Annotated in this window: 13 protein-coding genes and 1 tRNA gene; 9 read left to right on the top strand and 5 right to left on the bottom strand. The window is 51.1% G+C overall.

The annotated features are described in order from the left end of the window. The first annotated feature begins 5 nt into the window (after positions 1-5). From fliD to DFK18_RS10045, 6 genes are all read left to right on the top strand, one after another. Positions 6-1,502, top strand: a complete 1,497-nt coding sequence (gene fliD, locus DFK18_RS10070) for a flagellar filament capping protein FliD (RefSeq protein ID WP_114418131.1) — start codon at positions 6-8, stop codon at positions 1,500-1,502. An 80-nt stretch (positions 1,503-1,582) separates the two neighbouring features. After that, positions 1,583-2,005, top strand: a complete 423-nt coding sequence (fliS, locus tag DFK18_RS10065) for a flagellar export chaperone FliS (protein WP_114418130.1) — start codon at positions 1,583-1,585, stop codon at positions 2,003-2,005. Between the two features lie 131 nt (positions 2,006-2,136). Beyond that, on the top strand, positions 2,137-3,009 hold the full coding sequence (locus tag DFK18_RS10060) for a flagellin N-terminal helical domain-containing protein (RefSeq protein WP_114418129.1): 873 nt from the start codon (positions 2,137-2,139) through the stop codon (positions 3,007-3,009). Positions 3,010-3,111: 102 nt separating this feature from the next. Then, entirely contained in the window at positions 3,112-3,606 is a 495-nt protein-coding gene (gene fliS, locus DFK18_RS10055) for a flagellar export chaperone FliS (protein WP_114418128.1), read from the top strand. Continuing rightward, positions 3,599-3,976, top strand: a complete 378-nt coding sequence (locus DFK18_RS10050; protein WP_114418127.1) for a hypothetical protein — start codon at positions 3,599-3,601, stop codon at positions 3,974-3,976. The genes fliS (DFK18_RS10055) and DFK18_RS10050 overlap by 8 nt, the downstream gene beginning before the upstream one ends. A gap of 73 nt (positions 3,977-4,049) precedes the next feature. Next, entirely contained in the window at positions 4,050-6,380 is a 2,331-nt protein-coding gene (locus tag DFK18_RS10045) for a Tex family protein (protein WP_114418126.1), read from the top strand. Positions 6,381-6,517: 137 nt separating this feature from the next. Here the strand turns inward: DFK18_RS10045 and DFK18_RS10040 are convergent. The 4 genes from DFK18_RS10040 to rpsU all read right to left on the bottom strand — a co-directional run bounded on the left by DFK18_RS10040 (position 6,518) and on the right by rpsU (position 10,771). Beyond that, positions 6,518-6,594, bottom strand: a tRNA-Ile gene (locus DFK18_RS10040). A 75-nt stretch (positions 6,595-6,669) separates the two neighbouring features. Beyond that, positions 6,670-8,523, bottom strand: a complete 1,854-nt coding sequence (gene rpoD, locus DFK18_RS10035) for an RNA polymerase sigma factor RpoD (protein WP_114418125.1) — start codon at positions 8,521-8,523, stop codon at positions 6,670-6,672. Between the two features lie 106 nt (positions 8,524-8,629). Further along, positions 8,630-10,444 carry a DNA primase gene (gene dnaG, locus DFK18_RS10030; RefSeq protein ID WP_114418124.1) on the bottom strand — a complete coding sequence of 605 codons (1,815 nt, stop codon included), beginning with the start codon at positions 10,442-10,444 and terminating at the stop codon, positions 8,630-8,632. Between the two features lie 111 nt (positions 10,445-10,555). Then, a complete protein-coding gene (gene rpsU / locus DFK18_RS10025; protein ID WP_072325212.1) occupies positions 10,556-10,771 on the bottom strand; it encodes a 30S ribosomal protein S21 in 216 nt (71 codons plus the stop codon). Positions 10,772-10,994: 223 nt separating this feature from the next. Between rpsU and tsaD the strand changes: the two genes are divergently transcribed. From tsaD to folK, 3 genes are read left to right on the top strand one after another with little or no spacing between them, the layout of a single operon-like run. Next, the gene (tsaD, locus tag DFK18_RS10020) at positions 10,995-12,059 is read left to right on the top strand and encodes a tRNA (adenosine(37)-N6)-threonylcarbamoyltransferase complex transferase subunit TsaD (RefSeq protein WP_114418123.1); all 1,065 of its coding nucleotides are present in this window, start codon (positions 10,995-10,997) and stop codon (positions 12,057-12,059) included. Beyond that, the gene (gene folB / locus DFK18_RS10015) at positions 12,052-12,423 is read left to right on the top strand and encodes a dihydroneopterin aldolase (RefSeq protein ID WP_114418122.1); all 372 of its coding nucleotides are present in this window, start codon (positions 12,052-12,054) and stop codon (positions 12,421-12,423) included. Before tsaD ends, folB begins: the two co-directional genes overlap by 8 nt. Then, complete coding sequence (folK, locus tag DFK18_RS10010; RefSeq protein ID WP_114418121.1) at positions 12,420-12,962, top strand: 2-amino-4-hydroxy-6-hydroxymethyldihydropteridine diphosphokinase; 543 nt, start codon at positions 12,420-12,422, stop codon at positions 12,960-12,962. The genes folB and folK overlap by 4 nt, the downstream gene beginning before the upstream one ends. Here folK and DFK18_RS10005 read toward each other — a convergent pair. Further along, positions 12,938-14,029 (bottom strand): tRNA nucleotidyltransferase/poly(A) polymerase-related protein, encoded by a 1,092-nt coding sequence (locus DFK18_RS10005; RefSeq protein WP_114418120.1) that lies wholly within the window; start codon positions 14,027-14,029, stop codon positions 12,938-12,940. The genes folK and DFK18_RS10005 overlap by 25 nt on opposite strands. Positions 14,030-14,182 lie beyond the last annotated feature (153 nt).

Genomic DNA, 14,182 nt, shown 5'->3' with positions numbered 1-14,182 from the left:
GCATTATGTCAGGCATTAGTTTTAACGGTTTAGGCTCAGGCATTCCTGTCCAGCAGATCGTCGAAGCCACGATTGAGGCTGAATCCGTCCCGCTTAAATACATGCAGCGAGATAAGGAATTCTATAGCTCTCAAATTAGTGCACTGGGGCAAATCAGCAGTCGACTCAGTAGTCTGAGCGATGCAATGAACGATTTGCGCGGTCTGGATAAATTCCAGCAGTTGGCTGCAAAATCCAGTAAAGAAGACCTTTTTACTGCTACCGCTGATCACCTGGCTGGTGCCACTTCTGGTAATTACAGTATTGATGTCTTGGCCGAAGCGCGTAACTACAAAATAGTCTCAGACTCACAAAGCACCACAGCAACTTTTACTGGTACTCTTGAGATTACTGATGCTGATAGCACCACTTTTAGTTTTGATGCTACCGGTATGACTCTAGATCAATTGCGTAAAGCAATTAATGATGAAGCAGGCCTTGATGGGAAGATATCTGCAACAATCGTCAATGAAGGCAACGATCAGGCACGCTTGGTACTTAAATCAGATATTTCTGGCGAAGATGGCCGTTTTACCGCGGATTTCTCTGGTGTAGACATTGCGCGAGACGAAGAGCTCTCATCATACAGCCAAACTTATAGAGATTCTTTACCTCCTCCCCAGAGAGCTGATTACGACGCCCTCTTTACCGATGCGGATAAGAACCTTGATGCTCATATCCAGGTCGATGGTATCGATGCCTACAGCTCTACGAATACTTTTACTAATGTTATCACTGGGGTTGATATTGAACTGACTCAGGGTGCCAGCACGCTGGATAACACCTCCTCAACCCTGGATGTTAGCCGTGATGACCAAGCTATCAAGGATAATATTGATGCCTTTGTCAAAGCCTATAATGATGTTGTCATCCATTTGAATGAAGCCAAAAAAGGTTCTCTCTATGGAGATAGCACCATTCGCTCCATTCAGAATGAATTGCGCGAAGTACTGAATACCCCGACCGAGGGTACTGATGCTGCTGATACTCAGGACAATCTGCTGGCAATGATTGGTATCGAGACTTACGTTGATAAATCTTACGATCCTGAAGAAGGTGGCAACTCACGTAACGGTACTCTGGAAATTGATTCAGCCAAGCTGACTGAAGCACTGGACAACAACTTTGATGAAGTTGCCCGTATTATTGGAGCGTCCAGTGATCTTGATGCCAGCCAGCCTGATGGCTATGCCCAGCGTTTTGCTGATATGGCAGATCGCCTAGTCAGTGGCGGTGTCCGAGATGGCGAAGCTTATAAAGGATTATTGCAAATCCGTAAAGACGGTTTAAATAGTCAGGTGGATCGCCTGGATGATCGTATGGAAGCCACCAATCGGCGGCTTGATCTGCTCGAAGAACGCCTCTATAGCCAATTCAATGCTATTGAGGGTATGGTTGCCAACTATCAATCCACGGGTAACTATATCGCCCAACAGATGGCTAGCCTTCCAGGCTATGGCTAAACTTCCCACTTGGCGAAGCTTGAGTACAAGGGTATCCTTTTGGATGCCCTTTTTTTGTCCTATCAATGGAGTAACTGCAAATGGTCTATAAAAAGCAACTACGTGGTGCTGCCCAATATGCACAAGGGACCAGTCGCGAAGCTGAGGTTATGGAAGCTAGTCCCTATCGACTTATCCAAATTCTTATGGAAGCGTTAATGGGCCGTTTGGCTGCAACCAAAGGTGCAATTGAACGTAAAGATGCTCTTGCTAAGACCCAAGCTGGCAACCGAGCACATTCTATTATAACAGAGCTAAGAACATCTCTAGATTATGAAAAGGGCGAAGAAGTCGCTATAACTCTGAATAGCCTCTACGATTACATGGGCAGGCGATTGGTTCAGGGTATGGCTGCTGAAAATCCTGCCATGATTGAAGAAGTCATTAATCTAATGAAACCCGTGAAAGAAGGCTGGGATGGCATCAAGGATGAAGCTGAAAGAATCTTAACCGTAGATAAATAACGTTTGGCATGTAGTTTGCTCTATTAATAATCAGTACCCTGGCAATAGCCAGTTAGGGGTCAAAACGGCAAGAAGTTGCCGAAATTAACGGCAAATTCTTGCCAAGACTGTTACTGAAAAGGAGCACGATTATGGGTCTGGTTCTTAACACTAACATGGCGGCCATGAACGCCTCTCGTAACCTTAATAGCACTCAGGATGCACAGGCTACTACCTTTCAACGCCTATCAACTGGTCTTAGGGTTAATTCTGCAAAAGATGATGCTGCTGGCCTCTATCTGGCGCAATCGCAAACCAAGGATATCCGTGGTCTGTCCATGGCTACACGCAATGCTGGTGATGGCATTTCCATGGCTCAAACAGCCGAAGGTGCCCTGGATCAGATTACCAGTAACTTGCAGCGTATTAACGAACTAGCTATTCAATCTGCTAACGGCACCTATGATACTGGAGCCAGAAATGGTTTGCAGAAAGAGGTGGATCAGCTAACTATGGAGATTTCTCGTATCATCGAGACAACCGAATTCAATGGAAAAAATCTCCTCAATTCAGCAGCAACCCAGCTAACCCTGCAAATAGGTTTTACAAACGAGTCTGCTTCACAAATTGAAGCTGGAATACTATCCGGTGGCCTCGCTAGTATGACAGGCCCCGGTGCCACGGGCATTCAAAATATCATTAATCGTGGGTTCGGCTCAGGTGGTGCCATCAGTATTGCTACTCAAGCTTCTGCACAGGCTGCCATTACAACTACGCGGGATTCAATTGATAAGATTTCAGAACTACGCGCTACCTTTGGTGCTGTCATGAACCGGTTTGAAGCCGTAATATCTGGTAACAATATCTACGAAGAAAATTTGACTGCTGCACGTAGCCGCATTCAGGATGCTGACTTCGCTGAAGAAACTTCCAACCTGGCTAAGCAGCAAGTGCTTCAGCAAGCTGGCATTGCTTCACTTTCCCAAGCAAACCAATCCAGCCAGGCAATTCTGGGCCTGCTGTAATCGTCAAATAAACGACCTAGCGGCTCCATTGTGGGGCCGCTTTGTTTTTTACAGGTCTTCCGCTAAACTCTGTTGTTGATAATTAGTCAAGGAACAGCACTCATGGCAAGGCGTTTAACTCCCTATCAGATGAAAAAATCAGCTCAAGCCTGGGCTGATCAGGTCAATAACAACCGCCACCTGGAAGTGGAAGTGCAAGAGGCAGATGCTCATAAGCGCACATCCATGCTTTATAAAGCGCTTCTTTCTCATCTACAGGATTCTATTAGTGCCTTGAGTCGTAATGACCAGGTTTCTGCAGGGAAATGGCTGAATAAATCACAAAGTTGCCTGAATGAACTCAGGGTAACCCTTCGTCACGATATTGAACCCGAAATCTCGAGGAATCTTGATAGTCTTTACGAGTATTGTGGTCGCTTGCTGGCAAAAGCCAAGGCTACGCGCAACCCTGAGCCTGTAGAAGAGGCGGTCAAACTCTTGACGCCTATCCAGGAGGCCTGGGATCAGGTTCATTCAGAGGCCATGAAGTTCCGTGAAGATCTTGCTGAATTCCAGAAGAATCAAGCTGCTAAATCCCAGCAGGGAAGCCATGAGTAAACCCTCATCAGGAAACATTGACGAACTCTCCCAGGCAGAAGCCTTGAAACAAAGTCTCAAGGCCACTCGCCGACTGATCATTGAGTTTGACAAGATCACCCGCGAAGAAACAGAACAGGACACAGCCAAGCTGGAGAAACTCACCGCCATCCGTGAGCAGCTGATCTATCAGGTTTTTTCCAAAGACTGGTCAGAAAAGCAAGTCCAGCAACACTTAACCGAACTTAAACAACTGGAACAACTAGATCAACAGTTGCGGGACCTCGGCCAAATACTCCGCGATCAGCTTCACAACCAACGCTCAGCCAATCAACTCAATCGCAAAGCCGTCAATGCCTATGGCTCGGCCAAGGGTCAATTCCAACGCTGAACCACCACTGTTTGTTCATACAGCATCTGTTATAATCCCCTCTTTACGTTTAACCTCTTAGCCAAGGATTCCCATGCTTCCTTCTATTGCCAAGCGTCTGGCTGATGAACTCCAGGTGCGTGAAACTCAGGTTACTGCAACCGTCAATCTTTTGGATGAAGGGGCTAGTGTTCCCTTTATTTCCCGTTATCGTAAAGAAGTCACCGGCGGATTGGATGACAGCCAGCTGCGTAATCTGGATGAACGCCTGCGCTACCTGCGAGAGTTGGAAGAAAGACGTGAAGCTGTTCTCAGCTCCATTGATGAACAAGGCAAGCTTACCGAAGCACTTAAAAACGACCTGTTACAGGCTGAGACCAAGCAGCGCCTTGAAGACCTCTATCTTCCCTACAAACCCAAGCGCCGTACCAAGGCACAAATTGCCCGCGAAGCCGGCTTAGAGCCCCTTGCCGAGGCATTACTACAAGACCCCAGCCTGGATCCACAAGCCCAAGCCAGCACCTATTTAAATCCCGAAGCAGGCTTTGACACAGAAAAAGCTGTACTGGATGGTGCCAAACAAATCCTGATGGAAGGCTTTTCGGAGAACCCAGAGCTTTCCGGGCGTCTACGTGACCAACTCTGGAATGAAGGCCTGCTATCCAGTCGCGTTTTACCCGGACAGGAAACTGCAGGCAATAAGTTCAGCGACTACTTTGAGCATGACGAATCCTTGAAAAAAACGCCGTCGCACCGTGCTCTGGCCATGTTCAGAGGACGTAATGAAGGCTTCCTGTCTTTGAATATCAAACTGCCCAACGAAGAAGAACTCAAGGCCCACCCTGCTGAAGCGGTTATTGCCGAAGAGTACAAGATTCAAGATCAGGGACGTCCGGCTGACAAGTGGCTAAGCGAAGTGGTTCGCTGGACCTGGAAAATCAAACTCTATACCCGCCTGGAAACCGAGCTGCTGACCCGCTTGCGCGAACAAGCCGAGGAAGCAGCCATCAAGGTTTTTGCTGAAAACCTGAAGGATTTGCTGTTGGCCGCACCGGCAGGTCCTCGCCCCACCCTGGCCCTGGACCCGGGCTTAAGAACAGGCGTTAAAGTCGCTGTGGTGGATTCTACCGGCAAACTGGTCGATCATGACACCATTTATCCGCATGCACCTCAGAACAAATGGACAGCGGCTCTGGCTGTTCTGGCCGGACTCTGCAAAAAACACCAGGTAGAGCTGATTGCCGTTGGTAACGGCACTGCCAGCCGAGAAACCGATAAACTGGCAGGTGAGCTTATTAAAGGCTTGGCCAAAGAAACCCAGCTAAAAATCAGCAAGGTGATGGTCAATGAGGCCGGAGCCTCCATCTATTCCGCCTCGGAATTTGCTGCCCGGGAATTTCCCAACCTGGATGTCACCCACCGCAGCGCCGTCTCCATTGGCCGTCGCCTGCAGGACCCTTTGGCCGAACTGGTCAAGATCGAGCCCAAATCTATCGGCGTGGGCCAATACCAGCACGATGTTTCCCAAGTTCAGCTGGCCCGTACGCTGGATGCAGTCGTTGAAGACTGCGTTAATGCTGTGGGTGTTGATCTCAATATGGCCTCTGCCCCGCTACTGGCTCGTGCGTCCGGCCTTAACACCAGTTTGGCAGAAAATATTGTTGCCTGGCGGGATGCCGAAGGTGCGTTTACCGAGCGTAAGCAACTCCTCAAGGTCAAGCGTCTGGGTCCCAAGGCCTATGAACAGTGTGCCGGCTTTCTGCGCATTATGGGGGGGGGAAACCCGTTAGATGCCTCTGCAGTCCACCCTGAAGCCTATCCTCTGGTCGAGAAGATTGCCCGCACCCAGGATCGTGATGTCGCCAGTCTTATTGGTGACAGCCGCTTTTTGAACAGTCTCAATCCATCCGATTACACTGATGATCAATTCGGTCTGCCCACCGTCAAGGATATTATCAAGGAACTGGATAAACCAGGCCGTGACCCCCGTCCTGAATTCAAGGCTGCCGAATTTCTGGAAGGGGTGGAAGAAATGAAAGACCTCAAACCCGGCATGATTCTGGAAGGTGCGGTCACCAATGTTGCCAACTTCGGGGCCTTTGTCGATATCGGTGTTCACCAGGATGGCCTGGTTCACATCTCGGCCTTGTCTGATACCTTCGTCAAGGACCCCAGAGAAGTCGTTAAAGCCGGTGACATCATCAAGGTCAAGGTCATGGATGTCGATCTGGAGCGCAAGCGTATTGCCCTCTCCTGCCGCATGAGCGATCAACCTGGCGAACAAGCAACGGGCACTAGTGGTCAGAAAAAAAGCGGTGGGCAAGCACGTTCCAGCCAGAAGCACCATCAAAGCCAGGGCAAAATGCAGGGCAACACCCTGGGCGATCTGCTCATGGCTGCCCAGAAAAAGAAACAAAAAAGCTGAGCTACGCGAAGATAAAAGCATTACAGGGAGGTAATGCTGAACACCTGTTTCTTTTTGCCCGAGGCCAACCCAAGGCTACAAGAATAACAGGAAGGAAGACGCCAAAAAGGCGAAAAAAGATAATATTGATAGAGAAATGGTGGGCCCAGCAGGACTTGAACCTGCGACCAATCGATTATGAGTCGACTGCTCTAACCAACTGAGCTATGGGCCCCGAAACAGACTCTAAAAACGAGCCAGAATCATACCAGAAAGCCTTGTCGGATCAAGGCTTTCTGGTTGCTTGTTGCTACTCGTCCAGGAAGGAACGCAGGGAGTCACAACGGGAAGGGTGGCGCAGCTTACGCAGGGCCTTGGCTTCAATCTGACGTATCCGCTCGCGGGTTACGTCAAACTGCTTGCCGACTTCCTCCAGCGTATGGTCGGTATTCATATCAATACCAAAACGCATGCGCAGAACCTTGGATTCGCGGGCAGTCAGACCGGAAAGGACACCACGGGTCGCTTCTACCAGACCTTCACCAGTTGCCGAATCCACGGGCGACTCCAGATTGGTATCTTCGATAAAGTCACCCAGATGGGAGTCTTCATCATCACCAATTGGCGTTTCCATGGAGATGGGTTCCTTGGCAATCTTGAGTACCTTACGAACCTTGTCTTCCGGCATTTCCAGGCGTTCACCCAGCTCTTCAGGCGAAGGCTCGCGCCCCATTTCCTGCAGCATCTGGCGCTGTACCCGGTTGATCTTGTTGATCGTTTCAATCATATGAACCGGAATACGGATGGTTCTGGCCTGGTCCGCGATGGAACGGGTAATGGCCTGACGAATCCACCAGGTAGCATAGGTCGAGAATTTGTAACCGCGACGGAATTCAAACTTGTCGACCGCCTTCATCAAACCGATGTTGCCTTCCTGAATCAGATCCAGGAATTGCAGACCCCGGTTGGTGTACTTCTTGGCAATCGAAATCACCAGACGCAGGTTAGCCTCGACCATTTCTTTCTTGGCTCGACGGCTTTTGGCCTCGCCAATGGAAAGACGACGGTTGATTTCTTTCAGATCAGAAACCGGCAGATCAAAGCTTTCTTCGTAGGAACGAATACGCTTTTGAGCACGCTGAATATCCAGACGATAAGGACGCAGTTTCTTGGCGATGGTATCGTCTTTTTCCAGAATGCCTTCAATCCAGGCCGGATCAGCTTCCTGACCGGGGAAACTGGCAATAAAGTCAGCACGGGGCATCTTGGCTTTGCCCACACACAGCTTCATGATGCTGCGCTCCTGATTGCGAATATCCGCAACCGTATCACGAACATGGCTCACCAGGCGCTCATAGTGCTTGTTGGACAGCTTGAAAGGTGCAAAGAGGTCACCCAGGTGACTCAACTCTTTTTGCGCCTCTGCACTCTTGAAGCCCTGCTTTTCGATGATCTTGTTGGTTTTATCCAACTGTTCACGCAAGGCTGTAAAGCGAATCCGAGCCTCTTCAGGATCCGGCCCGCTGACCGCTGCCTCGTCATCATCATCGTCAGATGAATCCGAATCATCGTCATCATCATCTTTCTTGGCTTCAGGCTTGGGTGCAGGTGGTGCAACCGGTTTGGCTGGCGGAATCGCTTCTTCTACCGGGTCGATAAAACCGGCAAAAACATCCGTCAAACGACCCGTCTCGGCTTCAATCACCTGATCATAGGAATCAATAATGCTTTGTACGGTACCGGGCAGGTATGCCAGCGCATGCATGACCTCACGAATCCCTTCTTCGATTCGTTTGGCGATCACGATTTCACCTTCACGGGTCAGCAGCTCAACCGTCCCCATTTCGCGCATATACATGCGTACAGGATCGGTAGTGCGACCGGCATCACTTTCTACGGCTGCCAGGGCGGCCACGGCTTCTTCTGCTACTGCCTCGTCGGTGGAATCACCGTCGGTCATTAGCAGGGTTTCCATGTCCGGGGCTTCCTCACTGACAGGAATGCCCATATCGTTAATCATGCGAATAATGTCTTCTACCTGATCCGGATCGGAAATCTCTTCAGGCAGATGGTCATTGACTTCCGCGTAGGTCAGGTAACCCTGCTCTTTACCGCGGGCGATCAATTCTTTCAGTCGAGATTGCTGCTGCGCGTTCCCGGACATAGAACCCCTATCTCAGCTATGCAAGAAACGTTGATGAGTTGACAGACGTGCTAGCCTGCCCATTGATAAGCGCGGAATACTAACACGCACAGAATATAAAGTCCATTTACCCATGACTCGGCGGCAACTGCTGCATTAACTGCATCAGCTCACGATTTTCTTCCTCAGAAAGCAGGCGAGTAGCTGCTGCTTCCAGCAAAGCCTGGTAGCGTTGCTGACTGTCCTTTTCACCCGTCAAAGAGCGCAGACGACTGCAAATGGCTTCAACTTCCAGCGCAGCCGCTTGTTTATCCAACTCTAGCGCTCTTTGGTAACTCACCCTCAGGGCTTCACCTTCTCGGGTGGCTGTCCAATAGGCTAGCAACACCTGGGGCGTTATGCTTGGATTTTTACGTAAATAATTAATAATCGGCAAGAATACATCCAGATCGGCCGCCTCCATTTGAGCAAAATCCAGATCCTCGGGTACCTGCTGAATGAGCTCGGGATAGCGGGCCAAAAGGCGAAACAGCTTTTCAACCAGGGTGGTGAGCTGCTGGCCCGAAGGCCGCCCCTGCTGAGGCGCTGAATGCCTTGCCGGAGCCGTTGTAGCCTGGACAGGGTCGGATTTGACGGGCAAAAGACTGGATGCTTCCAGGCCAGTCATTTGACTTAAACTGGCTAGCAAGCGTTTTTGCAAAAGACCGCCAGGCAAAGCCTGAAGTTTAGGCCGTGCTCTTTCGGCCAGGCGGATTTGTCCATCCAACTGCTTAAGATCCAACCCTGTGCTTAAATGTCGCACCAAAAACTCGGCCAGAGGCAAGGCCTGGTTCACCCGTTGCTCAAACAACCCCGCCCCTTCTTTACGCACCAGGGTATCCGGATCTTCACCCTGAGGCAGAAACAGAAAACGCGCCTGACGACCATCCACCATCTGCGGCAAAACATTATCCAGGGCTCTTTCTGCGGCCTGTTGACCCGCCGCATCGCCATCAAAACAGAAGACCACCTCATTCACCAGACGAAAAATACGTCGTAGATGCTCAGGTGTGGTCGCTGTACCCAAAGTGGCAACCGCACCCTGCACCCCCTGCTGGGCCAAGGCCACCACATCCATATAGCCTTCCACGACCAGCAGTTTCTCCAGGCGACCCGGCTGCTTGCGAGCTTCATAGAGGCCATAGAGCTCCTGCCCCTTGTGGAAAAGCGGTGTTTCCGGTGAATTCAGATACTTGGGTTTGCTGTCATCCAGCACCCGGCCACCAAAGCCAATCACCTGCCCGTGAACATTGCGTATGGGAAAGATCACGCGGTTACGAAAACGGTCATAAACCCGGCCGGTTTCTTCTTTCTGTGCCAGCAACCCCAATTCCAATTGCTGGGCCTCGGTAATACCCGCTTGAGTCAGTTGATCCTTAAGTGCACTCCATTGATCAGGAGCCACCCCCAGTCCAAAGGTTTGCAGAATGGCTTCGCTCAGGCCGCGCTTTTCTTTCAGATAAGTCAACCCCTCGAGGCCTTCAGGCTTATTCAGCTGCTGTTGAAAGAACTCCTGTGCCAACTGCATGGCCCGATACTGCTGTACCTGCTTTTCCTTTTGCCGTCTGGCTTCCTGCTGTTGTGCCGAGGTTTGCATCCCCTCTTCACGGGGCACATCCAAACCCTGCATACGTGCCAGGGCCTCAACCGCCTCGACAAAATCCAGATGATCATGCTCCATGATAAAGCTCAGGGCATTGCCCGAGGCTCCGCAGCCAAAACAATAGTAGAACTGCTTATCCGGACTGACGCTGAAAGAAGGAGACTTTTCATTATGGAAAGGACATAGACCCCAGTAATCCTTACCCTTTTTCTTCAGGGTAAGACGACTGGAAACCACCTCCACCAGATCACTTCTGGCAGCCAGGTCATCGATAAACTGTCTGGGAATCCGTCCGGCCATAGAAAAATCAACTCGCAATAAAAAGCGGATCTTAAACCTGGGTCTAAGATCCGCTCTAGGCGTTGCCTTGCGTCAAGACAACTTCAGCACACCTGCATTGCAGGGCGTCTATTAATACAGACGCTCGAAACGACGCTGTTCGCGCTGAAGTTTTTTCTGATGACGTTTGACAGCAGCAGCTTTTTTGCGCTTGCGCTCAGCCGTGGGCTTTTCATAAAACTCGCGACGACGCACATCAGCCAGTACACCGGCTTTTTCGCAAGAACGCTTGAAGCGGCGCAGTGCTACATCAAACGGCTCATTGTCTTTGACTTTAACAGCAGGCATTAAATCACCGTCCTTAATAAGGTAGGGTTGAAATTTTCAGTGTATTGCTGCTAACAGTGTTGACAGCAAGCCCTATAGTGTATCCCCAGAACAGGAGGAGTGCAAATACTTAGGTGCTTCCTTTATACTGGCGCCCGTCCGAATATTCACTGCTCGCGACGATCGGCTTACCCTGTCGAGAGCTGCCGCTACCACTTAATGATGACTACTGTGGAATATCCAAATGCTGGTTCTGGGAATTGAAAGCTCCTGTGATGAAACAGGCTTGGCTCTTTATGACACTGATAAGGGGCTACTCGCCGATGCGCTTTTCAGTCAGGTAGAGCTACACGAAGTCTATGGCGGTGTTGTACCCGAACTGGCCTCTCGTGATCATCTACGTCGCCTGACCCCCCTGGTTCGCCAGGTGATGAAGCAGGCTGAAAAATCCCTGCAAGACCTGGATGCCATCGCCTATACCGCCGGGCCCGGCTTGATCGGCGCCCTCCTCACCGGGGCCAGCCTGGCACGTGCATTGGCTTTCGCTCTGGAAATCCCGGCGCTGGGTGTGCATCACATGGAAGGACATCTGCTTGCTCCCTTGCTGGAAGCTCAGCCTCCCGGCTTTCCCTTTGTGGCCCTACTGGTTTCAGGCGGCCATACCCAACTGATTCAGGTAAAGGCTCTGGGCGACTACCAGCTACTGGGTGAGTCCGTGGATGATGCAGCGGGCGAGGCTTTCGACAAAACAGCCAAACTACTGGATTTGGGTTACCCCGGTGGTCCACGCCTGGCCAAGCTGGCTGAGGCAGGAAGACCAGACCGCTTTGACTTCCCACGCCCCATGACTAACCGCCCTGGACTGGATTTCAGCTTTAGCGGCCTTAAAACCCACACCCTAACCTGTGTACGCCAACTACAAAGCCAAGCAGAACTAAGCGAGCAGGATCGTGCCGATATCGCCTGGGCCTTCCAGGACGCGGTCGTAGATACCCTGACCATCAAGTGCAAACGGGCTCTGAAACAAACCGGCTATAAAAGGCTGGTCATCGCAGGCGGAGTCAGTGCCAATCTGGCCCTACGCGAGCGCCTGGAAAAAACCCTTAAGGGGCAGGGCGCTGAAGTTTTTTATCCCGCCCTCCAGTACTGTACTGACAATGGGGCCATGATTGCTCTGGCCGGTGCCCTGCGATTGCAAGCCGGACAACAGGATAGCGAACAACTGCCACCGCTCAGACCCCGCTGGCCCCTGGTGGAACTCCCTCCTCTCAAGGCCACCACTCAGCCAGGAGAAAACGAACATGCATGACAAGATCTTTATTCGCGGCCTGTCTTTTCTGGCCAGCATCGGTGTTTTCGATTGGGAAAAGCAGCAGCTGCAAAAGCTTGAGCTTGACCTGGAGCTGGCAACGGATATCCGTGCTGCGGCACAAGACGAAGACCTGAACAAAACGCTTGATTATGCCAGTATCAGTGAACGCCTGATGCAACTGGCACAAAGCCAGCATCACGATCTTCTGGAGACCCTGGCCGAAAAAATGACCCAGATGCTTTTGAGCGAGTTCAACACCAGCAGTGTAACCCTGACCCTGGCTAAACCCGGAGCAGTGGCCTCAGCCCAGAGTGTTGGCGTCACCCTGATCCGGCCCTATCCTCAGATGGAGCAACAATGAGTTCTAGCGATGTTTTTGTTTGGGTCAGCCTGGGCAGTAACCATGATCGGGATCATCAGATCGCTCGGGCACTGGATGAACTCTATCAGCGTTTTGGAGAGCTGGTCATCAGTCGTATCTATGAAACCCAACCCGTGGGACTCAAAGTCAAACACTGTGCGCCCTTCTACAATCTGATTGCCGGTTTCTTTACCAGCCTACCGCCCGGAGAACTCAATCGTCACCTTAAGGAAATCGAAGGGGACACCAAATACCTGTGCCCTGAAGACAAGAGTATTTATGCCCGCGCCCTGGACCTGGACCTGGTGGCTCACGGTGACAAAGAAGGGCAGTTTGAAGGAGTACAGCTCCCTTATAAGCAGCTGCTCAAACACGATTTTGTTCTCCGCCCTCTGGCTGAACTCGCTCCCCACGAACAAGCTCCCGGCCAGGAGCTCAGCTGGAGCCAGTTGTGGCAAAAGCACGCTCATCCAGAACAGAAGATGCAAGCGGTCGATTTTACCTGGCGCGGACGTCAAATTTCTTCAGCAATCAACTGAAGACGTTCCTGGCGCAAGGCCTCGCCCACTTGCGGACCTCGCAACCCCTGTTCAACCAGATGACGAGCACTGACACGGCGACACTGAGACAAGAGTCGCTGCAATAATGCTTCCTGCCGGGTCGCCTCCAGGAAACCAAAAATACGCAGACACAGGCTGGCCTGCTCTGGCTGTCGCCAGGCATCCAGAGTTTCCAGCAACTGCAGCAGAGCTTCAGGTTCACGCTCTTGTAAACCGGAATGCCCCCAGGCTCGGTTAATCAACTGGAGTAGTTGCTGGCAGGAACGCGGTAAAGGCAAGCGCTGAATAAAACTTTGCAAGTCCTTTGCAGGCATCCTAGCGAAAGCCATGGCTAAAATGGCTTCGGGAGTAAAACCCTGCTCAGCAGCTGCTTGCAAAGTTGCAGAAAGATCCGGCCGCTGCTGCCAGTAAACAGCCACTTCCGGCCAGAGTGCTTGCAGCGCGCCCACTTGATTTAAAAGCTCAAAGAAAATACCCGGCCGAGGACAGGCCAGGGCTTTTTGCATTTCCAGCCAGACACGCTCCGGGGTCAACCAAGCCATCTCCCCTTCACTAACCAGCTGTTTCATCAATCCCAGGGTCTGGGTTTCAACTTCAAAACCCAGATGAGCAAAACGGGCTGCAAAGCGAGCAGTACGCAGCACTCGCAGAGGGTCTTCAGCAAAAGCCGGGGAAACAGCGCGAAGTCGCTTCGCTGTTATATCCGCCTGCCCGTCAAAGGGATCGATAAGTTGCCCCTGGCTGTCTTCAGCAATAGCATTCAGGGTTAAATCCCGCCGCAAGAGATCTTCTTCCAAGGTCACCGTTGGGTCGGCACAGATTTCGAAACCCTTGTACCCCCTGCCCTGCTTACGCTCTGTTCGGGCCAGCGCATACTCTTCATGGGTCTGCGGATGCAGGAATACGGGAAAATCTCGACCTACCGGCTTAAAACCCTGAGCCAACATTTCATCAGGGGTCGAGCCCACAACCACCCAGTCTTTATCCTTGACAGGAAGACCCAGCAAGCGATCTCTAACCGCACCCCCTACCAAATAAATTTGCATAAAAAAACCAAAAAACTAAAACTTTCCCGTTTAGAGCCGAAAGTATATTAAAATGAAACCAAGACCTATCTCAGAGCTTCAGTAAAGGCTTGCCTTTTAGTGCCTACAAGTCTATCCAAACGCTGCTTGGCTCACTAGAATAATCTTAAATTT

Source organism: Marinospirillum perlucidum, from assembly GCF_003336805.1.
GTDB classification, from domain to species: domain Bacteria; phylum Pseudomonadota; class Gammaproteobacteria; order Pseudomonadales; family Halomonadaceae; genus Marinospirillum; species Marinospirillum perlucidum.
This window is presented reverse-complemented; position numbering and strand designations above follow the sequence as displayed.